At 74.0% G+C, this 26,352-nt stretch carries 21 protein-coding genes and 1 riboswitch; of the genes, 17 read left to right on the forward strand and 4 right to left on the reverse strand.

Annotation, left to right across the window (positions count from 1 at the left end):
* The 9 genes from NUM_RS21070 to NUM_RS21110 all read left to right on the forward strand — a co-directional run.
* The coding region (locus NUM_RS21070; protein ID WP_207126636.1) for a hypothetical protein at window positions 1-231 on the forward strand (231 nt) is incomplete at its 5' end.
* 136 nt (window positions 232-367) lie between these two features.
* Window positions 368-495: riboswitch (SAM riboswitch) on the forward strand.
* A gap of 11 nt (window positions 496-506) precedes the next feature.
* Entirely contained in the window at window positions 507-1,778 is a 1,272-nt protein-coding gene (thrC, locus tag NUM_RS21075) for a threonine synthase (RefSeq protein WP_207126637.1), read from the forward strand.
* Between the two features lie 969 nt (window positions 1,779-2,747).
* Entirely contained in the window at window positions 2,748-4,964 is a 2,217-nt protein-coding gene (locus NUM_RS21080; protein WP_207126638.1) for a hypothetical protein, read from the forward strand.
* Between the two features lie 20 nt (window positions 4,965-4,984).
* The gene (locus tag NUM_RS21085) at window positions 4,985-6,307 is read left to right on the forward strand and encodes a S53 family peptidase (protein WP_207126639.1); all 1,323 of its coding nucleotides are present in this window, start codon (window positions 4,985-4,987) and stop codon (window positions 6,305-6,307) included.
* Window positions 6,308-6,487: 180 nt separating this feature from the next.
* Window positions 6,488-7,090 carry an RNA polymerase sigma factor gene (locus tag NUM_RS21090; RefSeq protein WP_225918738.1) on the forward strand — a complete coding sequence of 201 codons (603 nt, stop codon included), beginning with the start codon at window positions 6,488-6,490 and terminating at the stop codon, window positions 7,088-7,090.
* On the forward strand, window positions 7,087-8,409 hold the full coding sequence (locus tag NUM_RS21095; protein ID WP_207126641.1) for a CU044_5270 family protein: 1,323 nt from the start codon (window positions 7,087-7,089) through the stop codon (window positions 8,407-8,409). Before NUM_RS21090 ends, NUM_RS21095 begins: the two co-directional genes overlap by 4 nt.
* A 262-nt stretch (window positions 8,410-8,671) precedes the next feature.
* Window positions 8,672-9,682, forward strand: a complete 1,011-nt coding sequence (locus NUM_RS21100; RefSeq protein ID WP_207126642.1) for a GNAT family N-acetyltransferase — start codon at window positions 8,672-8,674, stop codon at window positions 9,680-9,682.
* A gap of 134 nt (window positions 9,683-9,816) precedes the next feature.
* Window positions 9,817-11,499, forward strand: a complete 1,683-nt coding sequence (gene paaN, locus NUM_RS21105) for a phenylacetic acid degradation protein PaaN (RefSeq protein WP_207126643.1) — start codon at window positions 9,817-9,819, stop codon at window positions 11,497-11,499.
* Window positions 11,500-11,727: 228 nt separating this feature from the next.
* The gene (locus tag NUM_RS21110) at window positions 11,728-11,934 is read left to right on the forward strand and encodes a cold-shock protein (protein ID WP_030448857.1); all 207 of its coding nucleotides are present in this window, start codon (window positions 11,728-11,730) and stop codon (window positions 11,932-11,934) included.
* Between the two features lie 154 nt (window positions 11,935-12,088).
* On the opposite strand, the gene NUM_RS21115 is transcribed toward NUM_RS21110, so the two are convergent.
* Window positions 12,089-13,219 (reverse strand): YeiH family protein, encoded by a 1,131-nt coding sequence (locus NUM_RS21115; protein ID WP_225918739.1) that lies wholly within the window; start codon window positions 13,217-13,219, stop codon window positions 12,089-12,091.
* A gap of 70 nt (window positions 13,220-13,289) precedes the next feature.
* On the opposite strand from NUM_RS21115, the gene NUM_RS21120 reads away from it, so the two are divergent.
* The 6 genes from NUM_RS21120 to NUM_RS21145 all read left to right on the forward strand — a co-directional run bounded on the left by NUM_RS21120 (window position 13,290) and on the right by NUM_RS21145 (window position 20,742).
* On the forward strand, window positions 13,290-14,189 hold the full coding sequence (locus tag NUM_RS21120; RefSeq protein WP_207126644.1) for a LysR family transcriptional regulator: 900 nt from the start codon (window positions 13,290-13,292) through the stop codon (window positions 14,187-14,189).
* Window positions 14,190-14,419: 230 nt separating this feature from the next.
* Window positions 14,420-15,937, forward strand: coding sequence for a hypothetical protein (locus tag NUM_RS21125; RefSeq protein ID WP_207126645.1), 1,518 nt, complete (start codon window positions 14,420-14,422; stop codon window positions 15,935-15,937).
* A 249-nt stretch (window positions 15,938-16,186) separates the two neighbouring features.
* Window positions 16,187-17,806, forward strand: coding sequence for a chaperonin GroEL (gene groL, locus NUM_RS21130; RefSeq protein ID WP_207126646.1), 1,620 nt, complete (start codon window positions 16,187-16,189; stop codon window positions 17,804-17,806).
* 203 nt (window positions 17,807-18,009) lie between these two features.
* Entirely contained in the window at window positions 18,010-18,312 is a 303-nt protein-coding gene (locus NUM_RS21135; RefSeq protein ID WP_207126647.1) for a hypothetical protein, read from the forward strand.
* A gap of 19 nt (window positions 18,313-18,331) precedes the next feature.
* Window positions 18,332-19,894, forward strand: coding sequence for a hypothetical protein (locus tag NUM_RS21140; RefSeq protein ID WP_207126648.1), 1,563 nt, complete (start codon window positions 18,332-18,334; stop codon window positions 19,892-19,894).
* Window positions 19,891-20,742: a hypothetical protein gene (locus tag NUM_RS21145; RefSeq protein WP_207126649.1), complete on the forward strand. Its 852-nt coding sequence runs from the start codon at window positions 19,891-19,893 to the stop codon at window positions 20,740-20,742. The genes NUM_RS21140 and NUM_RS21145 overlap by 4 nt, the downstream gene beginning before the upstream one ends.
* Window positions 20,743-20,788: 46 nt before the next feature.
* On the opposite strand, the gene NUM_RS21150 is transcribed toward NUM_RS21145, so the two are convergent.
* Entirely contained in the window at window positions 20,789-21,262 is a 474-nt protein-coding gene (locus NUM_RS21150) for a YbaB/EbfC family nucleoid-associated protein (protein ID WP_207126650.1), read from the reverse strand.
* 256 nt (window positions 21,263-21,518) lie between these two features.
* Here NUM_RS21150 and NUM_RS21155 point away from each other — a divergent pair, with 256 nt between their 5' ends.
* Window positions 21,519-22,067 (forward strand): hypothetical protein, encoded by a 549-nt coding sequence (locus tag NUM_RS21155; RefSeq protein ID WP_207126651.1) that lies wholly within the window; start codon window positions 21,519-21,521, stop codon window positions 22,065-22,067.
* Between the two features lie 261 nt (window positions 22,068-22,328).
* Here the strand turns inward: NUM_RS21155 and NUM_RS21160 are convergent, their stop codons facing one another.
* Both NUM_RS21160 and murQ read right to left on the reverse strand, forming a co-directional pair.
* Entirely contained in the window at window positions 22,329-23,798 is a 1,470-nt protein-coding gene (locus NUM_RS21160) for a hypothetical protein (protein ID WP_207126652.1), read from the reverse strand.
* A gap of 204 nt (window positions 23,799-24,002) precedes the next feature.
* Window positions 24,003-24,947 carry an N-acetylmuramic acid 6-phosphate etherase gene (gene murQ, locus NUM_RS21165; protein WP_207126653.1) on the reverse strand — a complete coding sequence of 315 codons (945 nt, stop codon included), beginning with the start codon at window positions 24,945-24,947 and terminating at the stop codon, window positions 24,003-24,005.
* Between the two features lie 212 nt (window positions 24,948-25,159).
* Between murQ and NUM_RS21170 the strand changes: the two genes are divergently transcribed.
* Window positions 25,160-26,352: glycoside hydrolase family 3 protein (locus tag NUM_RS21170; RefSeq protein ID WP_225918740.1), on the forward strand; the 1,193-nt coding region annotated here is incomplete at its 3' end.

Consider the following 26,352-nt stretch of genomic DNA (forward strand, 5'->3'; position numbering starts at 1 on the left):
GCGACACCGGTCCGACCGGGCAGCGACCGTCCGGCGGCACCGGGCCGGCGGGGCGCCGACCGTCGCGGGCCGGTCGAGGGGCCGGCGATCGCAGCCCGTCCGGCGGGCGAGGCCGGCGCGGGCCGGCGCCGGCCCGGTGCCGGCGCGATCCCGGCGCAACCGGTCGGTGCCACCGGCCGCGTCCTGACCGGGCCGGAGTGGGAGTCGGCCGACGTGCTGTCGACCCGCTGACGGCGTCGACCGGGGCCGGTGCCGCCGAGGGGTGCGGCACCGGCTCCGGCATGGTCGATCTCACGTCCACGCAGTGGGACCACGAGCGGGGACGGCGGCGAGCCGGTGGGTAAGCTGCGCGTACAACTTCACATGCACCTCATCCAGAGGGGCTGAGGGACCGGCCCGATGACGCCCCGGCAACCACCGCAGCTCGCGCTCGACGCGAGCCGGCAGGTGCCAACTCCGGCCTGCGACCGTCACCCGGCGTGGGAAAGATGAGCGAAAGGCTTCGCATGAGCGTGATCGCAGCTTCCTCCGACATCGCCGCCAACCCGGCCCGCGCGCTGGTCTGCCGCAACTGCGGCGCCGAATACCCGCTGATCGCGCAGAACGCCTGTTACGAGTGTTTCGCGCCGGTCGAGGTCGGCTACGACCAGGCCGCGCTGCGCGCCGTGACCCGCGCCGACATCGAGGCCGGCCCGCACAACATCTGGCGGTACGCGCCGCTGCTGCCCACCGGCCAGGACCCGGCCAGCCGCGTCACCGTCAACCCCGGCATGACCCCGCTGATCAAGGCGGACGCGTTGGCCGCCGAGCTCGGCCTGAAGACGCTGTGGGTCAAGGACGACTCGGCGAACCCGACCCACTCGTTCAAGGACCGCGTCGTCTCGGTGGCGCTCACCGCCGCGAAGGGGCTCGGCTTCACCCGGTTCGCCTGCGCCTCGACCGGCAACCTGGCCAACTCCGTCGCCGCGCACGGCGCCCGCGCCGGCGTGCCGAGCATCGTGTTCATCCCGTACGACCTGGAGCAGAACAAGGTCGTCACCAGCGCCGTCTACCAGGGCCAGGTCGTCGCCATCGAGGGCTCGTACGACGACGTCAACCGGCTGTGCCAGGAACTCACCGAGACCGACGAGTTCGAACAGACGGCGTTCGTCAACGTCAACGTCCGGCCGTACTACGCCGAGGGCTCCAAGACCCTCGGGTACGAGGTGGCCGAGCAGCTCGGCTGGCGGCTGCCGCAGCAGGTCGTCATCCCGATGGCGTCCGGCGAGCTGCTCACCAAGATCGACAAGGCGTTCACCGAACTGGTCGAGATCGGCCTGGTCGACGACACGTCGTGGCGGGTGTTCGGCGCCCAGTCCGCCGGCTGCAACCCGATCGCCGCCGCGCTGCACGACGGCACCGACCAGATCACCCCGGTCAAGCCCACCGGCATCGCCAAGTCGCTGAACATCGGCGACCCCGCCGCCGGGCCGTACGCGCTGGAGGCGGTGCGGCGCACCGGCGGCTGGATGGACTACGTCACCGACGACGAGATCCGGGACGGCATCCAGCTGCTCGCCCGTACCACCGGGGTGTTCGCCGAGACCGCCGGTGGGGTGACCGTGGCCGTGCTCAAGAAGCTCGTCGAGGCCGGCAAGCTCGACCGGGATGCCGAGACCGTCGTGTACAACACCGGCGAAGGCCTCAAGACCATCGACGCGGTGTCCACCCAGGTCGGCCCCACCCACACCGTCCGCCCCTCGCTCAAGGCGGCTCGCGAGGCCGGCCTGCTGGGCTGACCCGCCCGGGATCGGCGGGCACGTCCGCTCGCCCGGACGTGCCCGGACCGAGCGTGCGGACGTGCCCCGGCCGAATGTGCGGACGTGTCCCGGCCGAGCGAGCAGGTACGGCCGAATCCCCGCCGGTTCGGGCGCGGAACCGGCCATGCCCGGCCGTCGCCATTACGGTGAGTGACCGCACTTGACGGCAGCGTCGCGAAGGTGGAACATATGCGACGCGGGAGGGCACCACACCTCCTGTCCTGCACGATTCGTCGAGCAGCGACACCCGAATCCTGCGCTTCGGCGCGGTCGACGTGGTGCCCCTCCCGCGCCAATCGCTTGGCGGTGGAGTGTGCGTGCGGACTGCGCACGCCTGGGCCTCGCTCAGCACCCGGGGGCCGAGCCCCCGGACCCCCGCGTGACGAGTTCCTCGGCCATCCAGCGTGGGCGCCACTGGCTTTGACCAACACCAGGCCACGTCGGACCGACCAACGTTAGGCCGCGTCGGACCGACCAACGTCGGGGTGCGCCAGGACGCGCGGGCCAAGCTTCAGCCGCGGCGGGTCAAGCCGCCAGGGCACTCCACGCAGCCAAGGCACGCTGGGCCGACGTTCGGCCACGTCACGGCAACCTCTGGTCACGCTGGACCAACCGTCGCCCACGCCGCGGCGGCTCGGGACACGCCACCCCAACGTCCGGACGCTCCACGCCAAGCTTCGGGTACGCCGCGCCAGGCTCCGGGCACAGCACGGCACGGCACGGCACGGCGCGGCGCGGCGACTCGGGCCGGGCTCGGTGAACGCAGGAGGGCGATCCGGGGGTGCGCCGGGTCGGGTGCGGGACGATCCCGGGCCGGGCGGGTCAGCCGGTTGAGCGGGAATCCTCCGGTACGGGTTCGAGCGTTGGGGTGCGGATCGTGGGGGCGTGAACGGTGGGGAGGGGTTGTGGCAAGTAGGGGGTGACGGGTAGCGGAGGAAGGGGCGGTCGGTGCGCGAACCGGGACGAGGGCGGGTACGGGTCGGGGCGGGTGCGGTGGCGGTGGCGGTGGCGACCGTGCTGGGGCTGGTGGTGACCGGGGGCATAGCCAACGCCGACGGCGGCGGGTCGGGCGGTGCGGGCGCCGGTGCGTCGAGCGGTGCCCGCACCGGGGGCGCGGAGATCACGCTCGCGACCGGGCAGCGGGTGGGCGTCGGCCCCGGCGGGGTCCTGGCCGGGCGGGCCGCCGGGCTGTCCTGGCGCACCGGCGGCGACGGCGACCGGTACGCGGTGCCGCCGGCCGCCGCGCCCTACCTGGGACGGCCGCTGGACCGGTCCCTGTTCGACGTGACCGAACTGGCGAAACTCGGTGCCGGGCAACGGATCCCGGTACGGCTGACGTTCGCCGCCGGGGTGGCGCCGAGCGCGCCGCCCGGGGTCACGCTGACGACCGTGGACGGCGGCACCGCCGGCGGGTACCTGACCGTCGACTCGGCCCGGACGTTCGGTGCCGCGGTACGGGCGGCGATCGGCGCCGACGTGCGAGCCGGGCGGCCGGCCGGCAGCGGTGAGCTGGTGCCCGGGCTGACCGACATGCGGTTGGCATCCGTTGCGCCACACCGCGTCTCGCCGCGCTACCCGCAGGCGATCGTGGAGTTCCGGGCCACCGACCTGGCCGGTGCCGCGACCACCACCGGGGTGCACCTGGTGAACACCGACGACGCACGGCGCGCCGACGTGGACGTACCGGTGGTCGACGGGGTGGGTCGGGTCGCGGTGCCGGTGGGGCACTACAGCTTCACCGCGTCGTTCCGCGACTTCGACGAGCAGGGCGAGCAGACCGGCCTGCACTACGTCGTCGGTACCGACGTGACCGCCGAGGCGGGCAGCACGACGACGGTACCGGTGGCCGAGAGCGCCGCCTCCGCACAGGTCTCGGTGGCGACGCCGCGGCCGACGGTACCGGCGCAGGCGATGGTGCGGTTCGTCCGGTCCGACGCGGTCGGCGGTGGCTTCGAGGACCTGCAGGGCGTCGCCGACGACGACGCGCTGTACGTGTCGCCGCAGCCGGCGGCGCAGGTCGGCACGCTGCACTACGTACTGCAGTACAGCGGGCAGTCGCCGGCGGGGGGCGAGGCGTACCGCTACGACGTGGCGTTCGCGTTCGACCACATCCCCGCCGACGAGTCGTTGCGGGTCGCGGACGATCAGCTCGCCACCGTGCACCAGCACTTCTTCGGCGATCCGGCCCAGGCCGGCGACACCGGGATGCTCTACAGCGGCGCGTACGACGACGTGCTGGCGCACACGCCGACGATGCTCAACCCGTCGCCGGCGCAGCAGATGCCGGGCGAGGTGACCGACTACGTCGGTACCGCGGACGGCGGCGGCTGGATCCAGGCGATCGTGAACGGCAACGGGTTGCCGTTCTGGGGGCAGCCGCGCCGCTACCTCGCCGGCCACGAGTACGACGTGGACTGGGGTCGCGGGCCGCTGGCGCCCGGCGTCGGGCAGTACCCGGAGCCGGCCGGCTGCGTCGCCTGCGTCGCCGGGGACACGTTCGACGTCGGGCTGGAGTTCGCGGTGGACAGCGACGGGCACGCCACCGGCTTCATGCCGCGCGGGGTCACCACGAGCTTCCGCTTGTACCGCAACGGAACGCTGGTCGCCGACCGGCCGATGCCGTACCTGGACGCCGAGCTCACCGCGGACCCGGCCGAGCCGGCCGACTTCCGGCTGCGGTACGAGACCGATCAGACCGCGGTCGACACGGTCAGCCAGGCGACCAGGTCGGTGACCGACCTGACGTTCCGGTACGCGCCGTCGACCGCGGTGGCGATGCCGGCGCCGGGCAGCTGTGCCGGGCAGTCCGCGGACGAGCCGTGCCGGGTGCTGCCGCTGCTGTCCGCGAGCTACCGGCTGGCCGTGGATGCCCGCAACACCAGCGAGCTGGCCACCCAGACGATGCGGCTGCGGGTCGGCCACCAGCGGTACGGGCGGTTCGGCAGCACCGCGCCGATCACCGCGGTGCGGGTCGAGGTGTCCACCGACAGCGGCACCAGCTGGCAGCGGGCGCGGGTGGCCGGCGCGCACGGCCGGTACCGCGTCTCCTGGGCCAACCCGGCGTCGGCCCGGGGCAGTTCACCGAGCCTGCGGCTGACCGCCACCGACGCGCTCGGCGGCACGCTGACCCAGACCATCACCGCCGCGTACACGATCGCCGGCTGACCAGGCTCCGGAGGCCAACCATGAGAGTACGAGCGTTTGCCCTGGTCGCGGCGGCCGCGCTGGCCGTGGCCGGGCTGTCCGTACCCGCCCACGCCGACCCGGCCACGCACGCCACCAACGCCGGCAGGTACGGCGACACGAGGATGCCGGCCGGTTCGGCGACGCTCGCCGCTCGGGCGAAGCGACCGGCCGCGCCGTCGGTACGGGACGTGTGCGGGCGACCGGCGCCGGGGGAGCTGCGCTGCTTCGCCCAGCTGCGTACCGACCTGCCGGCCGGAGCCGCCACCCCGAACGGTGCCGGCGGCAGCACGTCGCACGGGCCCCGCGGCGTCGCGCCCGGCGGTTCGGCGTCGGGTGTCGCGCCGGCCGGGTACGGCCCGGCCGAGCTGCGGGACGCCTACCGGCTGCCGGACGCGGGCGGCGCCGACCAGACGGTGGCGATCATCGACGCCGGCAGCGCGCCGAACCTCGCCGCGGACCTCGCCGTCTACCGGCAGACGTACGGCCTGCCGCCGTGCACCGTCGACGACGGCTGCCTGCGGGTGGTCAACCAGGCCGGCGAGGCGGGGCCGCTTCCCGGCGACCAGGGGTGGGGCCCGGAGATCTCGCTGGACGTGGACATGGTGTCCGCGGCCTGCTCGGCGTGCCGGATCCTGGTGGTGGCCGCGGATTCCGCGGCGCCGGACGACATGGCGGCGGCGGTCGACACGGCGGCGGCACTCGGCGCGACCGAGATCTCCAACAGCTACGGCGGTGACGAGTACAGCGGGACGGGCCGGCTGGCGGCGCACTACCGGCATCCGGGCGTCGCGGTCGTTGCCTCGTCCGGCGACTACGGGTACCGGGTCCCGCAGGTGCCGGCGGCCTACGACAGCGTGCTCGCGGTCGGCGGCACCTCACTATCCACAATGGACGGTGGGTGGACGGAGTCGGTGTGGTCCGGCGCGGGCAGCGGCTGCTCGGCCTGGACCGCGAAGCCGGACTGGCAGCACGACCCGTACTGCCCGGGCCGCACCGTCGCCGACCTCGCCGCGGTGGCCGACCCGGCGACCGGCGTGGCGGTGTACGACTCGTCCGACGGGCTCGGCTGGGCGGTCGCCGGCGGTACCAGCGCATCCGCGCCGCTGATCGCCGGGGTCATCGCGCTCGCCGGCCACCCCGAGCTGTTCGCCGACGCCGGTTACCTGTACGCGCATGCCGGCGCGCTGCACGACGTGGTCGGCGGCGGCAACGCCACCGACGTGTTCGACTGTGGCGGCGACTACCTGTGCACCGGTGTCGCCGGCTACGACGGCCCGACCGGCCTCGGCACCCCGTCCGGACTCGGAGCCTTCGGTGGCTAGCCGCCGGCGCCGCCCCGCCCGGAGCTCGCTCTCCGCCCAGGGCTCGCTTTCGGCCCGGGGCTCGCTCTCCGCCGAGGGCTCGCTTTCGGCTCGGGGCTCGCTTTCCGCACGGGGCTCGCTCTCCGCCCGGGGCTCGCTTTCCCCACGGAGCGGCGTCCGATGCGGTCGGGTGGTGCGGTCGTGACGGGGCGGGCGGCGTCGATCGCCGCGCGAGACGTCGAGCCGGACCGGCCGCCGCTGGCCGGGCTGACCGGCCGGCAGCTGACCGACACGTTCGGCCGGCTGTTCGACGCGCACGCCCGCGACCTGCACCGGTACCTGACCGCGCGGATCGGCACGACGGTGGCCGACGACCTGGTCGCCGAGACGTTCCTGACCGCGCTGCGGGTGCGCGGCTCGTACGACCCGGCGCACGCGACCGTGCGGGCCTGGCTGTTCGGCATCGCGACCAACCTGCTGCGGCACCACCTGCGCGCCGAGCAGTACGGGTTGCGGGCGCTCGCCCGGCTGGCGCCGGCCGCGACGCCGGCGGAGGACCACGCCGACCGGGCGGCGGACCGGGTCGACGCGGCGATCTCGGTACGCCGGCTGTCCGCCGCGGTGGCCGACCTGCCGGCCGGCGACCGGGACGTGCTGCTGCTGACCAGTTGGGCCAACCTGACCCCGGCCGAGGTCGCGGCGGCGCTCGGCATCCCGGCCGGCACCGTACGGTCCCGGCTGCACCGGGTCCGCCGCGGGCTGCGCGCCCGTACCGCCGCCGACCGAACGGGGGAAGCACGATGACCGGCCAGGTCAATCCACTGTGGACAGATGAGGAGCTGGACCGCGGGCTGGCCCGGCTCCGGTCCGAGGCCGTCGCCGCGCGGGGTGGCGATGCCGCCGTGGCGGCGCTGCCGGTGGCGCGGGCCCGGCTGATCGCCGCCGCCGATCGGCTCGCCGCCGCACCGGCCGCCGGAGGCACCGACGTCGCCGCACCAGCGACCGGGGACACCGACGCCGGCGTACCAGCGGCTGGCGGCATGGACGCCGGTGTACCGGCGGTTGGCGGCATGGACGCCGGCGTACCGGCGACCGGGGACACCGACGCCGGTGTACCGGAAGCTGGCGGCACGGATGGTGGCAACGGCAACGGATCGGTGCCGGCGCGAGTGCCCCGGTGGCGGCGCGGGCGGTGGATCGCGGCCGCCGGCGCGGTGGCCGCCGGGCTGGTCGCCGCCGGGGTGCTGATCGTCGCCCCGTTCACCGGCGGGTCGAAGCCGGCCGCGGCGGCACCGGTGCTCTCGCGCGCCGCCGACGCCGTGACCACCCGCCCGGACGACCCCGTGGAGCCGGGACAGTACCGGTACGTGCAGACCACGCTGCGGTCGGTCTCCCGGGTCACCGCGGCCGGCCACCCGAACCTCGCCTGGCGCACGACCAGCCGCACCCGGCTGTGGGTGCCGTACGACGAGACCGGTACCTGGACCAGGACGTACCGCACGGTCTCCGGGCCGCGGTGGCTGCAGGGCACCGCGCGCGAGGCGAAGTCGAACCCGCTGTACGGGCAGGTCGGCGAGCCGGCGCCGACCGCGCGGGCCCGCTGCGGCGACTTCGCCGCGGCGGCGCCGGCGCCGACCGGCCGGTACTGCCCCGGGGCCGGCGACTGGAAGCAGCCGACCCCGCACTGGCTCGACACCCTGCCCCGCGACCCGCACCGGCTGCTCGCGGTACTGACGGCGGACACCGGCGGCGAGCCCGGCGCCGAGCGGGCCGGCGACGCGCTGCAGCGGGCCTGGCTGCTGCTCGGCAGCGGGCTCGCCCCCGCCGACCTGCGGGCCGCGCTCTACCGCGCGCTGGCGCTGCTGCCGGAGCTGCGGGTCACCGAGCGGGTGGCGAACCTGGACGGGCGGCGAGGTACCGCGCTCGGCGTCGACGACGGGCGGCTGCGCCGCGATCTCGTCATCGACCCGCGAACCGGCCGGTACCTGGGGCAGCGGCTGGTGCTGAGCGCACCGGACGCCGGCTCGGACCACGGTGAGCCGTTGCCCGCCGGTACCGTGCTCGACCAGACCTCCGTCACCGTCGGCGTCGCCGACCACGCCGGCACCGTCCCGACCGACTGACCATCCGTCGTCCCGGCTCGGCCGCGGCCGGCCCCGTCACGACCCGGCCCCGTCACGACCCGGCCCCGTCACGACCCGGCCCCGGCGGCACGGTCTCGGCCCGGCCGGTGCCGCCCCGGCCCCCGACGGCCCACCGCCGGACTGGGTGCGCCGGCGGCCCACCGCAGGGCGGGTGCGCCGGCGGCGCATCGCCGGGCGGGGCGCGGCGGCTGGCGCGCGGAAATCGGTCGCGGCCGGCAACGGGCGATCGCATCCTGAACGGATGGAGATTCGCGAGTTCCGGTCCGGGACCGACGTCGACGGCTGGCTCGACGTGCAGCGGCTGGCCACCGCGGTCGACGCTCCCGGGCTGCCGGACGGATCCCGGGAGGAACTGCTCGGGCAGCTCCGGCTGCCGTGGCCCGGACACCGGACGGTGCGCCGGGTCGCCGAGCGCGACGGGCGGATCGACGGCATCCTCTTCGTCGACCTGCCGTTGCTGGACAACCTGGAGAACGCCGAGGTCGAGCTGGTCGTGCGGCCGGATGCGCGGCGACACGGCGTCGGTGCCGCGCTGTACCGCGAACTGCGCGAGGTGCTGCGGGCCGAGGGCCGGAGCCGGCTGCTCGCGGAGTCGGTCCGCGGGCTGCCGGACGGGCCGCCGCGGCCGGACCCGGGTACCCCGTTCGCCACCGCGATGGGCGCCAGCCGGGCGCAGACCGAGGCCCGGCGCGTCCTCGACGTCACCGGGCTGTCGGTGGACGGGCTCGCCGCGCAGGTGGCCGACCACCGCGCGGCCGCCGGTGCCGACTACACGCTGCACACCTGGTTCGGCCCGACACCGGACGAGCTCGTTGCCGGCCGAGCGGTGCTGAGCAGCCGGTTCATCGGTGAGATCCCGCTGGGTGAGGTCGAGTGGGAGCCGGAGCACGTCGACGTCACCCGGGTACGCGACGGCGAACGCGCCGCCGCCGCCCGGGGGCGCCGCAGCTACCACACGATGGTGCGGCACGAGCCGACCGGCGAGGTGGTGGCGTGGAGCGAGCTGCTCGGCCTGGCCGGCCGACCGGAGACCCTGCTCCAGGAGATCACCCTGGTCCTGCCGGAGCACCGGGGGCACCGGCTGGGTCTGCTGACCAAGCTGGCCAACCTGCACCAGGCCCTCTCCGCGGTGCCGGAACTGACCTCGGTGCACACCTGGAACGCGACCGAGAACGCGCACATGATCGCGATCAACGAGCAGCTCGGCTTCCGCGCCGTCGACCTCTGGGACGCCTGGCAGCAGTCGGTCTGACCCGTGCCGGTCGCCGCCACCGGCGTCGACCAGGGGACGGTGCGGCGGGTAAGCGCTTGCCGTGAGGTATCGCCCCCTGCTCGACCGCGGCCAGGTGGCTGTCGGGGCGGCGGGTGCGGCGGCATGATGGCGGCATGACGGTTACCACCGAAGCCACCGGCAGCCACCCGCTGTTCGCGGCACACGAGAAGACTCTGACCCAGGCGCTGGACACGATCTGGCGGCGCGGTTTCTGGTCCGCCTACCCCGAGTCGCCCAGCCCCCGGGTGTACGGGGAGACCGCGGCCGGCGAGGGCAAGGCGGCGTTCGAGGCGTACCTCGGCGCCGACTTCCCGCTGGACCAACCGGGCGACCGGGTCGCCACCGAGTCGAGCCCGTTCGGTCTGCCGCTCGACGTGCGGTACCCGCACACCGGTGTCGACACGCTGCTGGGCAACGCCACCGCCGCGCTGCCCGGCTGGCGGGACGCCGGCGTCGAGGCCCGGGTCGGCGTCTGCCTGGAGATCCTCGCCCGGCTGCACCGGCACGTGTTCGAGCTGGCGAACGCGGTCCAGTTCACCACCGGCCAGGCGTTCGTGATGGCCTTCCAGGCCGGCGGTGCGAACGCGCTGGACCGCGGCCTGGAGGCGGTCGCCTACTCGTACGCCGCGATGACCCGGCACCCGGCCGGCGCGCACTGGGAGAAGCCGCAGGGCAAGCGGCCCGCGCTGGCGATGGACAAGAAGTACCACGTGATCCCGCGCGGCGTGGCGCTGCTGATCGGCTGCAACACGTTCCCCACCTGGAACGGGTACCCGGGGCTGTTCGCGAGCCTCGCCACCGGCAACCCGGTCGTCGTCAAGCCGCACCCCGGCGCGGTGCTGCCGCTCGCGATCACCGTCCGGTACGCCCGGGAGGTGCTGGCGGAGCAGGGGTTCGACGAGAACCTGGTGCAGCTGGCCGCGGAGGCGCCCGGCGAGCGGATCGCCGCCGAGCTCGCCACCCGGCCGGAGGTGCGCATCGTCGACTTCACCGGCTCGACCGAGTTCGGCGACTGGCTGGAGGCGAACGCGCGGCAGGCGCAGGTCTACACCGAGAAGGCCGGCGTCAACACGATCGTCGTCGACTCGACCGACGACTTCGCCGGGATGTGCGCGAACATCGGCTTCTCGCTCACCCTGTACTCGGGGCAGATGTGCACCACCCCGCAGAACATCTACCTGCCGGCCGGGGGCATCGACACCGAGCAGGGACACAAGAGCTTCGACGAGGTCGCCGACGGCATCACCGCCGCGGTGCGCAAGCTGACCGACGACGACGCCCGCGGCGTGGAGCTCACCGGCGCCATCGTCAACGACGCGGTACGCGACCGGGTGTCGGCCGCCGCTCAGGTCGGCGAGTCGGTGCTGGACTCGCGTACCGTCGCGCATCCGGCGCACGCCGACGCGGTGGTGCGCACGCCGCTGATCCGCCGGCTCACCGTCGCCGACGACACCGTGTACGGCCGGGAATGGTTCGGCCCGATCAGCTTCCTGGTCGCGACCGAGGGGACCACCGCGTCGCTGGCCGCGTTCGAGCGCACCGTGGCCGAACGCGGCGCGCTGACCGCGTCGGTCTACTCCACCGACGAGGCGGTGCTGGCCGCGGCGGAGCGGGTCGCCGTCACGGTGGGCGTGCACCTGTCGGAGAACCTGACCGGCGGCGTGTACGTCAACCAGTCGGCGGCGTTCAGCGACTTCCACGCCACCGGCGCGAATCCGGCCGCGAACGCCTGCCTCACCGACGATGCGTACGTCGCCGGCCGGTTCCGGATCGTCCAGTCCCGCCGGCATTCCTGAGTTCGCCGGCGGACGCCGCGGTGCGGGACCCGCTGGCCTGGGGTTTTACCAAGACCTCATACCACACGAAAGCGAAGAGGCTGTGCAGGGTGGTCCTGCTCGTGTAGCGTTTCGCATCGGCCGTCAGTCTCCGGTCGGGGTTGTGTCGCGTGCACGCTTCCCGCAGGATGTGAGGGTCCCGGAGCCGCAACCGCGGTCCGGCGCAGGTTGAGGTAAGGGAAGTGCACCGTGGCACAGGGCACCGTCAAGTGGTTCAACTCGGAGAAGGGCTACGGCTTCATCGCCGTGGATGGTGGGCAGGACGTGTTCGTCCACTTCTCGGCCATCCAGATGGACGGCTACAAGTCTCTGGACGACGGTCAGCGTGTCGAGTTCGACATCGCCCAGGGACAGAAGGGTCCGCAGGCGGAGAACGTGCGTCTCGCCGCCGGCTGACCTTCGCAGCTTCATCCACTCGTCCCTGGAAGGCGTCGGCAGCCCGCCGGCGCCTTCCGGTCTCTGCGGCCCGATCGCGGTCCGCGCACCGGTGCGATCCCGCCGCGGCGCGGCGGGATCGGCCTGACAGCGCCGGTCGGGCCGGGCGGCCCGGTCAGCCGAGCCCGGTGACCACCTGGATGCCGAGGCTCGTCGCCGCCACCAGCACCCAGAGGATCCCGCCCAGCAGCAACGGTTTCGGCCCGGCCCGGCGGAAGTCCGCCACCCCGATCCCGGTACCGACGCCGGCCAGCGCGACCGCCACCAGGAACGTGGCGAGCACCCCCAGCGCGTGGTGCGCACCCGCCGGTACCAGGCCGATCGTGTTGGCCGCGGCCGCAACCAGGAACAGCCACAGGAACACCGGTACCAGCCGCAGCAGCCTCGCCCGCGCCGGCTTCCGCACCGCCGCGGCGTCCTCCGGCCGCCGGCTCCCCGGCAACCCGGGTGCCGCGTTGCCCGGCACGACGGCGGCGGCGGTGGCGGTCGCCGCGCGACGGCGCCACAGCGCGGAAATCCCGATCACCACCGGCACGATCATCAACGACCGCACCAGCTTCACCACCACCGCGTGATCGCCGGCGGCCTGGCTGAACGTGTACCCGGCGGCCACCACGCTGGACGTGTCGTTGACCGCGGTGCCCGCCCACAGCCCGAAACCCTGGTCGCTGAGCCCGAGCAGATGGCCCAACGGTGGGAACAGCAGCGCCGCGGCCACGTTGAACACGAAGATCGTGGACACCGCGTACGCGGTCGTCGCCTCGGTCGCGGCGATCACCGGGCTCACCGCACCGATCGCCGACGCTCCGCAGATCCCCGTCCCGGAGCCGATCAGCGCGCGCAGGTCGTGGGACACCCCGAGCGCGCGGCCGAACAACCAGGCACCGAGCAGGCACACGGCCAGCGTGCCGAGCATGACTGGCAACGATGTCAGCCCCACCTTCGCCACCGCGCCGAGCGACAGCCCCAGCCCGAACACCACCACGGCGGCCTGCAGGATCCGCTTGCCGGCGAACGCCGCACCGGGTCGCACCCGCGGCCACCAGCGGCGGTTGCCGCCGACCGCCCGTACCGCCGCGCCGAGCAGGATCGCCACCACCGGCGCGCCGACCACCGGTACGGCGGTGCCGGCGGCGGTGGCGACGACGGCGACGGCGAGAGTGAGCAGCAGCCCGGGGCCGAGCCGGCGCACCGGTCCGGTGCCGGTGCCGGTCGACGTCGGGGCAGTGGCGGTCTGGGTGGTCACCTGATCAGCTTCGGGCCGGTCGGTCCGCCCAGCCAGAGGCAGATCCGAGATGGCCACATAGGGTGTGCCTATGAGTCAGGAGTTGGGTCCCGGTGACCTCGCCAGCCTGCGGCTGTTCGTCGACACGGTGCGGCTGGGCAGCCTGTCCGCGGCGGCCCGGGCGCAGCGCATCACCCAGCCGTCCGCGAGCGAGGCGCTGCGCCGGCTGGAACGGCGGCTGGGCATCGAACTGGTCGTCCGCACACCGCGCGGCTCCCGTCCCACCCCGGACGGCGCCCGCCTCGCCGAACACGCCGAACGGGTGCTCGCCGAGCTGGACGGCTTCCTCGCCGAGGCGCGGTCGCTGCGCACCGCCGGCCGCCGGCACGTGCGGATCGCGGCCAGCTACACCAACGCCGAGTACCTGCTGCCGCCGGTGATCGCCCGGTACCGTGCGGTGCGGCCGGAGGTGGTCGTCAGCCTCGCCGTCGCCAACTCCGCCGCGGTGATCACCCGGGTCGCCGAACGCACCGCCGACCTGGGTTTCGTCGAGGATCCGGAACCGCATCCCGACCTCGCCACCCGTACCGTCGCCACCGACGAACTCGTGGTCGTCGTCGCGCCCGGCCATCCGTGGGCGCGCGTCACCGCGCCGCTGCCGGCCGCCGAGCTCACCGGTACGCCGCTGCTGCTGCGCGAGCCCGACTCGGGCACCCGCGCCACGTACGAGCGCGCCGCGCATCGCGCCGGCCGTACCGTGGCGACGCCGCTCGGCGTGATGACCTCGACCGAGGCGCTGAAGACCGCGGTCCGGGCCGGGTTGGGCGCCACCCTGGTCAGCCGGCTCGCGGTCGCCGCGGAACTCGTCGCCGGCGAACTGGCCGAGGTACCGGTCGCCGGGCTGGACCTGCGCCGCGAGCTGCGCGCGGTGTGGCGGCCGGCGCACGCGCACGACCTCACCGCCGAGTTCCTCGCCGCCCTGCGCTCCTGACCGCGGACGGCACCGGACCGCAGCCGGCGGGAGGGGCCGCGCGGTCCGCTCGGCCGGCTCCGGCGGGCCCCGGGAAGCTCCCGCGGTCCGCTCGGGCGGGTCCGCCGGGTTCCGGGAGAGCCACGCCGTCCGCGCGGGCGGCGCCGGCGGATCGGCCGGTCGGCGGACCCGTCGGATGGATCGATCCTGTTACCGTCCCGGCGTCCACTTGTGTCGACGAGAGGCGTCCGGTGACCGATTCCGCTCCCGACCCGACCGGGCCGGGCGACCCCACCACACCGCCCACCGCGCAACCACCGACCGGCGACCAGCCGACCGCGGCCGGCCGCGACGCGGACGGCGACCAGGCCACCGGTGACCAGCCGACTGCGGCCGGCCGCGACGCGGACGGCGGCCGGGCCACCGGTGACCAGGCCGTCGGTGACCAGGACACGGACGGCAGGTCGGCGCCGGGCGGCGATCCCGTCCGGCCGGGCGGCCAGGCGACGGGTGACACCTCGGGGACGGCTGGCGAGCCGGCGGCGGCCGAGCCGGCCCGGCCCGGTGCCGGGGCGACGCCGGCCAGCGCGTACGCGAGCGGGTGGGGGCCCGGCGCGGCCGACGAGATCCCGTCCACGCCGCCCGAGCCAACTTCGCCCGAGCCGGCTTCACCCGAGTCGGCTCGGCCCGAGTCGGCTTCGCCCGAGTCGGCTTCGCCCGAGTCGGGTGCCGCGCCACCGCCGCCGGGTGGACGCTCGCAGCCGCCCGGCGGGTACGGGCCGCCGTCCGGTGGGTACGGCCCGCGGTCCGGTGGATACCCGCGGGGTGGGTACGGTCCGCCGCCGCGCGGCGGCTACCAGGTGCCGCCGCACGCCGCCTACCGGCCGCCGCCGCGGCAGCCCGGCGACCCGCTGACCGGTTCCGCGGACGAGTCGTTCTCCAGCTGGTTCACCCGGTCCTGGGGCTTCTTCCGGCGCAGCTGGCTGCCCGCGTCACTGATCGCCGCCGGTGCGCTGGTGGTGCCCGGCCTGGTGGTTGCCCTGCTGATCACGCTGATCTTCAACCGCGAGCAGGAGCTGTCCCGGCTGGCGAATTCCGGCGCGACGGCGACCGACACGGCCGAGTCGATCCTGTTCCTCTACCTCGTCATGCTGGCGCCGTTGCTGCTGTTGCTCTTCCTGCAGTCGTCCGCGCAGGTGGCCATCATGCGGCTGATGGCCCGGGACGCCGCCGGCCGGCCGCGCGACCTCGCCGCCGACATCCGGTACGGGCTGCGCCGCGGCTGGGTGCTGGCGCTCTGGCAACTGCTGGAGATCCCGATCATCATGGTCGGCTTCTGTGCCTGCATCGTGCCGGGCTACTACCTGCAGCTGGCGATGAGCCAGGTTCCGGCGGTGGTGACCTTCGAACGTGGCGGGCACGCGATGCCCCGCTCGTTTCGGCTGATGCACAGCGACTTCTGGCCGTCGGTCGGCCGGATGCTGATCACCGCGATGATCGTCGGGATGTACAGCGGGATGCTCAGCATGATCATCGAGATCCCGCTGCTGCTGACCACGCCGGCGCTGTTCGACCCGGACGCGCCGATGAACGGTACGTTCGTGCACCTCGCGCCCGTGCTGGTCGCCGTCCTGTCGGTCGTCGTGCTGGTCGCGTCGGCGCCGGCGGTGGTCGCGCAGTGCGCCGGCCTGCTCGGTACCTACACCGGGCTGCGGGCCAAGGAGGAGGACGCACCGACCAGCGAGGAGCTGGTCGCGGCGGCGGAGTGACAGGGACCTCGTACCGTGCGGTTCGCTTGCACTCGCCCGGGGAGAGTGCTAAACCTTGAGCTGGCACTCGCTGTATGGGAGTGCCAATGGTCGGGCGGTGAGGCCAGCGGACCGAGGCACACCAGCTGGGTGTCGCGGTTCACCTGGTCGTCCGTCGCGGGCATCGACCGGCCGAGCGTGTACTTACCGCGTGCCAGCCCCACCAGGGCCGGCACATAGGTGTCTGACACACCGGAGGACAACGCCCAAATGGCAAAGATGATCGCGTTCGACGAGGAGGCGCGCCGCGGCCTCGAGCGTGGCATGAACAGCCTCGCCGACGCCGTGAAGGTGACGCTCGGCCCGAAGGGCCGCAACGTCGTTCTGGAGAAGAAGTGGGGCGCCCCCACCATCACCAACGACGGTGTCTCGATCGCCAAGGAGATCGAGCTCGAGGACCCCTGGGAGAAGATCGGGGCCGAGCTCGTCAAGGAGGTCGCGAAGAAGACCGACGACGTTGCCGGTGACGGCACGACGACGGCCACCGTGCTGGCCCAGGCGCTGGTCCGGGAGGGCCTGCGCAACGTGGCCGCGGGCGCGAACCCGATCGCCCTCAAGCGGGGCATCGAGGCCGCCGTGGCCAGCGTGACCGAGCAGCTGGCCCAGCTGTCCAAGGACATCGAGACCAAGGAGCAGATCGCCGCGACCGCGTCGATCTCCGCCGGGGACTCGTCCGTCGGCGAGATCATCGCCGAGGCGATGGACAAGGTCGGCAAGGAAGGCGTCATCACCGTCGAGGAGAGCAACACCTTCGGGCTCGAGCTCGAGCTCACCGAGGGCATGCGCTTCGACAAGGGCTACATCTCGGCCTACTTCGCCACCGACACCGAGCGGATGGAGGCCAGCTTCGACGACCCGTACCTGCTGATCGTCAACTCCAAGATCTCGGCGGTCAAGGACCTGCTGCCGGTGCTGGAGAAGGTCATGCAGTCGGGCAAGCCGCTGGTGATCATCGCCGAGGACCTCGAGGGTGAGGCGCTGGCGACCCTGATCGTCAACAAGGTGCGTGGCACCTTCAAGTCCGCCGCCGTCAAGGCGCCGGGCTTCGGCGACCGTCGCAAGGCGATGCTGGACGACATGGCCATCCTGACCGGCGGCCAGGTCGTCAGCGAGGACATCGGCCTCAAGCTGGAGAACGTCGGCCTGGAGCTGCTGGGCAAGGCCCGCAAGGTCGTCATCACCAAGGACGAGACCACCATCGTCGACGGTGCCGGCGAGGCGGACCGGATCCAGGGTCGGGTCAACCAGATCCGCAACGAGATCGAGGCGTCCGACTCCGACTACGACCGCGAGAAGCTGCAGGAGCGGCTGGCCAAGCTGGCCGGCGGCGTCGCGGTGATCAAGGTCGGCGCGGCCACCGAGGTCGAGCTGAAGGAGCGCAAGCACCGCGTCGAGGACGCCGTGCGCAACGCGAAGGCGGCCGTCGAGGAGGGCATCCTCCCCGGTGGTGGCGTCGCGCTGGTCCAGGCCGGCACCAAGGCCTTCGACAAGCTCGACCTGAACGCCGACGAGTCGACCGGTGCCGCGATCGTGCGGTCCGCGCTGGACGCCCCGCTCAAGCAGATCGCCGTGAACGCCGGCCTCGAGGGCGGCGTCGTGGCCGAGAAGGTCCGCAACCTGGACGCGGGCCATGGCCTGAACGCGGGCAACGGCGAGTACGTCAACATGCTCGACGCCGGCATCCTGGACCCGACCAAGGTGACGCGTTCCGCGTTGCAGAACGCCGCCTCGATCGCGGCCCTGTTCCTCACCACCGAGGCCGTGGTGGCGGACAAGCCGGAGAAGAACGCGGCCCCGGCCGCGCCGGACGCCGGCGGCATGGACTTCTGAGCCACGCCACCAGGTAACCGAACACAGCACCAGACGAGGGGCGGATCCCAGTGGGGTCCGCCCCTTCGTCGTGCCCGCCTCGTGGCCGAACCCGCTGCGATGTCCGGTCCTGGGCAGTTGTGGCGATCCGATACGGTCATCCGCGGCAGTCGGTGTCATGCCGGCGCGAACCGGAAACCACCGGAGCTTCTCGGAAGGACGTCATGGGCGGCGTGCTGCGCAGCATCAACCACGGTCGGATCGCCGACCACGGCAAGGAGATCCGGCACGACGTGGCGAGCAAGCTGGAGAAGGCCGGCGAGACGCTGAACAAGGTGTACAACCTCGACGGCGGGGCGTTCAGCATCACCGGCACCGCCTGCGCTGTCGCCTACCCCGGTGCGCTGCAGTTCGCCTTCAACACCCTGCGCACGCACATCAAGCAGGCCAACGGGTTCGCCGACAAGCTCGACGCGACCGCGAAGAACTGGCAGCGCTGCGAAGAGAAGAACACCTTCAGGGTCTGAGCGCCGGGCGGAGGCGACCATGGGCGAGGAAGCGACGAACCAGAGCAGCGCGTTCGGCTTCGACAAGCCGCTGATGAAGGCGGCCTCGACCGGCTGCCTGGTGGCGGCCGGGATGGAGGTCGCGCCGGCGGTCATGATCAAGTTCCTGTTCACCCTGTCCACCGGCGACGCCGCCGCGGTGGACAAGGCCGGGCAGGACTGGCGGCGGGCCTCGGCGCTGGTGCAGCAGGCCGCGCAGGCGTTCCAGCAGGCGGTGGCCGGGGTGTCTGGCGACGACTGGACCGCGCAGGACCGCGACGCGTACGAGAAGAAGGTGCAGCAGGCCTGCGAGCAGTACCAGGTGGTCGAGATCTACTTGGAGGCCGCGGGCATCGCGTTGAGCGTGATGGCCGGTGCGCTCTGCGCGTACGCGGTGTTCGCCGCCGGGATGGCGATCGCGCTGATCGCCATCGGGACGGCGATCCTCGCCTGCGAGGGCACCGTGGTCGGCTCGGTGGCGGTGCCGGAGCTGGAGGCCGCCGCGGCCGTCTGCCTGGAGATCACCCAGGTGGCCACCGCGATCCTGGCCGAGGTGGGGGTGGCGATCGCCGAGGTGTTGCAGGGCGGCGCGCTGCTGGACGCCACCGCCGAGGAGCTGGACGGCAACGACAAGGCGTTCGGCGACTTCCTGAACGGCGAGGCGGTCGGCGCCGCCGCGGCCGGTGCGAACCTGCTGCAGAACGCCGCCAACGCCGGCATCGCGTACGCGAACATGAACGAGAAGACGCCGGTGCTCGGCAAGGACGGCAAGCCGGTGCTCGGCGCGGACGGCAACCCGAAGCTGAACGAGGGCGACACGAAGTTCGGCGACATCAACCTCAACGCCGACCGCGACTGGGACAAGACCTGGGACGTGGGCGCGTCCGGCAAGTACGGCGACTTCTCCGGCGGGGCCGACGTCAAGTACGGCGACCAGGGGTTCCAGGGGCTGTCGGTCAGCGGTGGGTACACGCCGGAGGACGGGCCGCAGGTCACCGGGAACGTCGGCTGGGAGAAGGACAAGGACGGCAACGACATCTACAAGGGTGACCTGACCGGCGGCTACAAGACGCCGGACGGCAGCACCTACTCCGCCACCACGTCCGGGGAGTACGACGACAACGCCGACGGCAGCAGCACGATCTCCGGTGGCGTGACCGGCAAGTACGAGAACGAGTACTCGGGGACGAGCGCCGACGCCGGGGTGAACGGCAGCTACACGCACGGCGCGAACGGCAGCAGCACCTACTCCGGCGGGGTCAGCGGCTCGGCGGGCAACTCGCTGACCGGCAGCTCGGTGCACGGCGGCGCGACCGGGACGTACCAGCACGAGACCGACGGCAGCAACCACTACAGCGCCACCGGCACCGGCGGCTACACCACGCCGTACGGGCACGGGGACGGCAGCGTGACCGGCGGGTACGACCAGAACGCCGGTGGCGACGACAGCGCGTACACCAGAGCCGAGACCGTGCACGGCGGCAACGGCGACGAGGGCGAGAAGCACGAGCACGAACTGAGGTACGACACCGACACCGGCCAGGTCACCCGGACCGACTCGTGACGAGGGGAGCGGGCCGCGGACCGCTGGCCCCGAGCGCGCCGCCGGCCCGCTGGGCCTGGGCGCTGGTTGTCCCCGGTTGGGCGCTGACCGCGCTGGCGCCGGTGCTGATGGCCAGGGTGGCCGACCAGCTGATGTTCCTCTCCCTCGCCGGCGTGCTGCTGGTGGCCGCCGGTTGCGTGCTGCTCAGCGGCCGGGTGCCGCTGTTCGGCCTGGCCTTCGTGCTCGTCCTGCCGCTGCTCGTCGGGCAGTCGCAGGCCGACGCGGCGCTCGTCTACCGGTCCTCCGGCCGTACGGTCGGCTGCACGGTCACCGCCGTCACCCGGCAGGTGCGGCAGGTCCCGGTGCACGGTGCGCCGCAGTCGCCGGGCGCGCTCCGGCCGACCGACGGCAGCGGTACCCACCTGGAGACCCGGGTCAGCTACCGGCACCGGATGCGCTGCCCGAACGCCAGCTACATGCTCGGTCGCACGCGGCCGAGCCCGATCGGCACCCGCTACGACGTGACCTACGATCCGACCGGCCGGGTGCCCACGGTGTTCAGCACCGGGGTGCCGACGGTGGGTCCGTTCCTCGTCGTACTGCTCGTGCTGCCCGCGCTGCTGCTCCTGGTGTTGCCGCTGCTGGCGTGGGTGGTGGGCCGCCGCCCCGGCGGCGCCCGGCCACCGCACGGGGGCCCGACCCGGCCGGGCCCACCGCAGCAACCGCCGGCCGTGTCCGGTTGGCAGCAACCGCCGGCTGTGCAGGGTTGGCAGCAGCCGCCACCGGTGTCGGGTTGGCAGCAGCCGCCGGCGGCGCCCGGTTGGCAGCAGCCGCCGGCCGGCGAGGGGCGGCAGCAGCTCGATCGCTAGGACGTACCCGGCGGGGACCCGAGCCTCGGGGCGAGGGACGCCGGGGTCACTCCTCCACCGGGCGGAAGCGCGCCATGGCCTCCTTGGCCCGCTGCCGCTGGATGCCCATCTCCCGGGCCAGGCCCTGCAGCCGGCCGGCGAAGTCGTCGCCCAGCTTGGCGAGCTGGCCGAGCGCCGCCTGCGGGTTGTCGACCAGATCGCGGGTCTCCGGGTCGGATCCGCCGAAGCCGTCCGCGCCGATCTGCTGGATCGCCGCCCGGTAGTCGTCGTACGCGTTGTTGACGGCCAGCCGCACGTACTCGGCGAGGTCCGCGGACGGCACCCGAAGCGCGCGGGGGTCGAGGTCGAGCGAGGCGAGCCCGTCGGCGGCGGTGAACCGCGCGGTGATCAGGCCCTCAGCGGACTCACCGGTGCCGACCGCCGCGGCCATCCGGGTGCGCATGGTGTTGAGGCGTTCGAGCGGGTCGTCGGCGTCGGCCGGCGACCCGGCGAAATCGGAGTACCTGTCGCTGTCAGCCACGGGTAGGAACGTAGCAATCCGGTACAAGCACCGGTTCTTTCCCGATCGCCGCCGGCGGGCACGAACGGGGTGCGTGCCGGGGCCCTGCTGCTTCCCTGAGTACGACGCCCGCGGTCGAGCGGGGCGTGGTGCACCGGCGCGGTGCCGGTGCTGTCGCTCGCGACCCGTGGCAGCCGCGGCGACAGGTCCACGTCCGAGAGGTGCTGACCGGACGTCACCCGTCATCTCGGGTACGCGCGCGGCGAAGGGAAAGCTGATGCACACCGACGACAGGACCGGGCCGGAGGCGTCGGCCTCGACCCGGTCCGGGAAACGTGGCAGCGGGCAGCGGCCGGCCCGGGACAGTTCGTTCCGGGCGAGCAGGAGCACGATCCACGGGCCGGTCGTGACCGGCGACAACAACAAGGTGATCATCAAGACGATCAAGCGGCACAAGGCCGCCTTCACCGTGGCGATGATTCTCGCGGTGGCCGGGGTCGGCACCGGCGGCTGGAAGCTGTACGACGCGGTGACCGGCCCGGCGGGGTACTCGCTGGTCGGCACCTGGTCCGCGTCGGACGGCAGCGGCACCAAGGTGATGGACGCGAACGGCCGGTGCACCGGGTTCTACTACAACAACGGGGCGCCGCTCGACATCGGCGGACCTATGTACTGCTCGGTGTCCGGGCACGGCGACTCGTACCTGCTCACCGTGACCCAGCAACCCAACGAGAGCAGCTACCGGGTGGAGTTCACCTCGGCCGACCACGCGGTGGTCTCCGGGTCCGGCGGCCAGCGGCTCTACGAACTCGACCGGGCGTCCTGACCGCCGCGGCCGATGCGCCCCAACCGCTCCGGCCGGTGCACCCGGACGGCTCCGGCCGGTGCACCCGGACGGCTCCGGCCGGTGCACCCGGACGGCTGCGGCCGGTGCGTCCGGGCCGTTCCTGTCGATGCGCCCGGACCGCTCCGGCCGATGCGCCCGGACCGCTCCGGTCGACGCGCGGACGGCTACGGCCGGGTGCGCCCCGACCGCTCCGGCCGATGCGTCCCGACCGTTCCGGCCGGTGCGTCCTGGCGGCTCGGGTCAGCGCAGGACGGCGGAACCGTGGCGCAGCCACCAGCGGGCGGTGCGGCGTACCGCGGGCTCGGTCGCGGGGTCGTCCGCCCAGCGCCGGAGCAAAGGGTGGCCGGTCATGCCGGCGGCGTAGATCAGGGGGCCGGTCGGGCGAGGGGGCCGGCCGGCCCCGGCCGCGAGGTCGGTGCCGACGGCCTCGGCCGGTACGCCGGCGTGCGGCAGCGCGCCGAGCGCGGCGGCCCGCAGGTCCGGCCGCTCGGATCGCAGCCAGCGGCGCAGCACCGGTACCTGCGGCGGACCGACGACGTAGCGCAGCAGCCCGGCGGCGCCGCGCCGGATCGCGGCGTCCGGATCGCTGCCGGCCACCCCGGTCGCGACCTCGGCGACGACCGCCCGGTACGGGGAGGCGAGCAGCAGCAGCGCGGCGTGGTGCCGGCGCTCGGTGTACCGGCTGCCGACCGCCTCGGCGACGAGCCGGCAGAGCATCGGGTCGAACTCCAGGCCGGTACGGGCGCGGGCGGCGAGGGCGAACCGGTCGGCGGCGGGTGGTGGTCGGCGCCGGACCGGCGGGGGCGGCGCCGCGAGCGGCGCCGGTGTCCGGCCGGCGAGCACGGTGACGGCCGGATCGTGCTCGTCGAGCCGGCGCAGGATCCGGGCCATCGCCGCGGCGTGGCGGGCCGGGAGGGTGCCGAGGTTGGTCATGTTGAGCAGGGCGTGCGCGGCGCCGAGCCGCAGCACGGCGTCGTCGGCGGCGAGCAGCGCGAGCAGCCGGCCGGCCGCCGGCGCGTCACCGACCTCGCCGAGCAGGCTGACCGCGTCGACGACGCCCTGCGCGCCGGGTTCGTGTGCGACCGCGTCGATGGCGCCGACCACGTCGGCGGTGAGCTCGGGCTGGGCGACGAGCATGGCGAGCGCGGTGAAGCGGGTGGTGTACGCGATGCCGACCGAGCGCATCATCTCGTCGAGCAGCCGGCCGAGCAGCTCGTCCAGGTACCGGCTGGGCAGCAGCACGACGAGGCCGTCGGTACGCAGGATGTCGGCGAAGGCGAGCCAGGTGCCGCCCGCCACGTCGGTCGCGGCCAGCCGCTCGTGCACCAGGTCGTACCGGCGGCGCAGCGCCAGGATGTCCGCCGGTGCCGGCCGCGCGGCGGGGAGGGGCGCGCCGAGCGCCGAGCGCAGACCCACCGCGACCGATCCGAGGCCGCCGGCGGGCAGGCCGAGGATGGTCTCGTACCGGGTGAAGACGGCGTCCGAGGCCGGCAGCCGCCCGGTCTCCCAGCGGCTGATCTGCGGGGTACCGGCGGGTGAACCGGTCTGCCGCAGCCGGGTGGCGAAGCCGGTCAGGGACCGGTTGTCCGGGTCGTCGGCGGTCAGCCGGCTCACCCGCAGCAGCCAGCCGAGGCGCCCTTCGACGTCCACCCGGGGCCCGTCGAACGGTGTGCCGTCGGCCGGCATCTCCGGCGGTCTGCCTTGTCGCATGGACGCTCCCGAACGCCGCTTCCGGGCGTGTGGGCGCATCATCCCACGGTGCGTGCCGAGTCCGTGACGATCGAACGGTCACGGTCGGTCACCCGAAGGTGCCGCACCGCGGGTACTGGCGTCGGAGCGGAACGGGCGCCGGCAGCCCCGAGGGCCGGTCGTCCAGCGCCCGGCGTGGCCGGTGGCCGGCCGCGCAGACGTTCGCTAGGAGCGCTGGGCGGGCAGCGGCGCGGTGAGCGCGGCGCCGAGTCGGCCCTGTCCGGCCTCGATCAGGGCCCGGGCGGTGACCGCGTCGGTGCTCCGTTCGATCATCACGACGGCGGTCTTCACGTGCCGGCCGGCGGCGTTGAGCGCGGTCTCGGCGGCCTCGGCGGTGCTGCCGGTGATCTCCTGGACCATCCGGATCGCCCGCGCCTGCAGCTTCTCGTTCGTCGCGACCAGGTCGACCATCAGGTTCCCGTGCGTCTTGCCGAGCCGCACCATGCTGATCGTCGAGATCATGTTCAGCACGAGCTTCTGCGCCGTCCCGGCCTTGAGCCGGGTGGAGCCGGCGATGAACTCCGGGCCGACCGCGACCTCGACCGGGAACTCGACCACGTTGCTCAGTTCGGCGTCGGCGTTGCAGGACAGTCCGACGGTGACGGCGCCGCGGCGGCGCGCCTCGGCCAGCGCGGACAGCACGTACGGGGTGCGCCCGCTCGCGGTCAGCCCGAGCACCGCGTCGCCGGCGCCGACGTTGCGCTCGGCCAGGTCGGCGACGCCCGCGTCCTCGTCGTCCTCGACGCCCTCGACCGCGCGGGTGATCGCGGTGTTGCCGCCGGCGATGATGCCCTGCACGATCTCCGGGTCGGTACCGAAGGTGGGCGGGCACTCGGCCGCGTCGAGCAGCCCGATCCGCCCCGGGGTACCGGCGCCGACGTACAGCAGGCGACCGCCGGCGGCGAGCCGCTCGACGATCGCGTCGATCGCCGGCACCAGCGCCGGGATGGCTGCGGCGACCGCGGCCGGCACGCTCGCGTCGGCCTCGTTCATCAGCGCGGCGAGCTGGGCGGTGGGCAGCCGGTCGATCTCGGCGTATCGCGGGTCGGTCTGCTCGGTGCGCAGCTGCGCGAGGTCCGACCGGATGGCGCGGGATGCGGCCTGAGACACCTGCGGCTCCTAGGTTTGCGGTGGTGCAGCCTCGGAGGTCCGCACGGCACGACGTCCGCCCGGGCCCCTCGCTTGCGATGTTACTCGTTGACGGCGAAGGCTCGACGTCGGTAACTTAGCAACGAGACCGTAAACATTGAATATTCTTGTCAGGATACGCGGGAGCCGCTCACGTGGATGCGCACCGCCCGCCGTCGACAGTGACGGACCGGTTGAGCACATTGTCCATCGCCGAGAAGATCGGCCAGCTGTTCGTGGTGCCGCTCGGCCGGCACTCGCCGAACGCGCTGCGCCTACCGCCGGACCAGCGCACCGGCGCGGTCAACTCCGACGGCTTCGGTGCCGTCGTCGACCAGCTGCGGCGCTACCACGTCGGCGGTGTCTGCTACTTCCCGACCAAGCCGGAGGGCGACGACGCGGCCGAGGTGGCCGCGCTGCTCGCCGAGCTGGCCGCGGCCACCGGTGACGCCGGCCTGGCGCCGGTCGTCGCGGTCGACCAGGAGGGCGGTACGGTCGCCCGGCTGCGTCGCGGCGTGACCAGCGTGCCGTCCGCGATGGCGCTCGCCGCCACCGGCGATCCCGAGTCCACCGCGCGGGCCGCGGCGATCATCGGGGTTGAACTGCGCGCCGTCGGCTTCCACCAGGACTACGCGCCGGACGCGGACGTCAACTCCAACCCGGCGAACCCGGCCATCGGCGTCCGCTCGTACTCCTCCGACCCGGAGCTCGCCGCCGCGCACGTGGCGGCGGCGGTACGCGGGTTGCAGGGGGCCGGGCTCGCCGCGACGGCCAAGCACTTCCCCGGACACGGCGACACCTCCGGCGACAGCCACCTGATGCTGCCGTCGGTCGACCGCGACGCCGCGGCGTGGGCGGCGATCGACCTGCCCCCGTTCGCCGCGGCCATCGGCGCCGACGTGGCCGCGGTGATGTCGGCACACGTGGCGGTACCGGCCGCGGACGGCTCCGGTGACCCGGCGACGGCGTCCGCCGCGATCCTCACCGGCGTGCTGCGCGACCGGCTCGGCTTCACCGGCACCGTGGTCACCGACGCGCTGGACATGGCCGGCGCCCGGGATCGGCTGGGCGACGGCGAGATCGCGGTACGGGCGGTGCTCGCCGGCGCCGACCAGCTGCTGATGTCGGCCGACCTGCCGGTCGCGATCGCGGCGGTGACCGAGGCGGTGTCGTCCGGCCGGATCTCGGCGGCCCGACTGGATGCGGCGGTCGGCCGGGTCCTCGCCCTCAGACACCGGGTCGGCCTGCTCGCCGCGGTCCCCGCCCCGGCGGCCGGCGCGGATCGTGCCCCGGCCCCGGTGGATGCGGCGGCCCACGCGGCGACCGCTGCGGAGCTGGCCGTGGCCGGGCTGACCGTGCTCGGCGACCGCGGCTGGCGGCTGCCGGC

It is taken from the genome of Actinocatenispora comari, assembly GCF_017312725.1.
Taxonomy (GTDB): Bacteria; Actinomycetota; Actinomycetes; order Mycobacteriales; family Micromonosporaceae; genus Actinocatenispora; species Actinocatenispora comari.

Coding starts and splice junctions, on each gene's coding strand:
- NUM_RS21160 (WP_207126652.1), bottom strand. CDS start 23,798: ATGCGACAAGGCAGACCGCCGGAGATGCCGGCCGACGGCACACCGTTC.
- NUM_RS21120 (WP_207126644.1), top strand. CDS start 13,290: ATGAGTCAGGAGTTGGGTCCCGGTGACCTCGCCAGCCTGCGGCTGTTC.
- paaN (WP_207126643.1), top strand. CDS start 9,817: ATGACGGTTACCACCGAAGCCACCGGCAGCCACCCGCTGTTCGCGGCA.
- groL (WP_207126646.1), top strand. CDS start 16,187: ATGGCAAAGATGATCGCGTTCGACGAGGAGGCGCGCCGCGGCCTCGAG.
- NUM_RS21100 (WP_207126642.1), top strand. CDS start 8,672: ATGGAGATTCGCGAGTTCCGGTCCGGGACCGACGTCGACGGCTGGCTC.
- thrC (WP_207126637.1), top strand. CDS start 507: ATGAGCGTGATCGCAGCTTCCTCCGACATCGCCGCCAACCCGGCCCGC.
- NUM_RS21135 (WP_207126647.1), top strand. CDS start 18,010: ATGGGCGGCGTGCTGCGCAGCATCAACCACGGTCGGATCGCCGACCAC.
- NUM_RS21095 (WP_207126641.1), top strand. CDS start 7,087: ATGACCGGCCAGGTCAATCCACTGTGGACAGATGAGGAGCTGGACCGC.
- NUM_RS21140 (WP_207126648.1), top strand. CDS start 18,332: ATGGGCGAGGAAGCGACGAACCAGAGCAGCGCGTTCGGCTTCGACAAG.
- NUM_RS21085 (WP_207126639.1), top strand. CDS start 4,985: ATGAGAGTACGAGCGTTTGCCCTGGTCGCGGCGGCCGCGCTGGCCGTG.
- NUM_RS21155 (WP_207126651.1), top strand. CDS start 21,519: ATGCACACCGACGACAGGACCGGGCCGGAGGCGTCGGCCTCGACCCGG.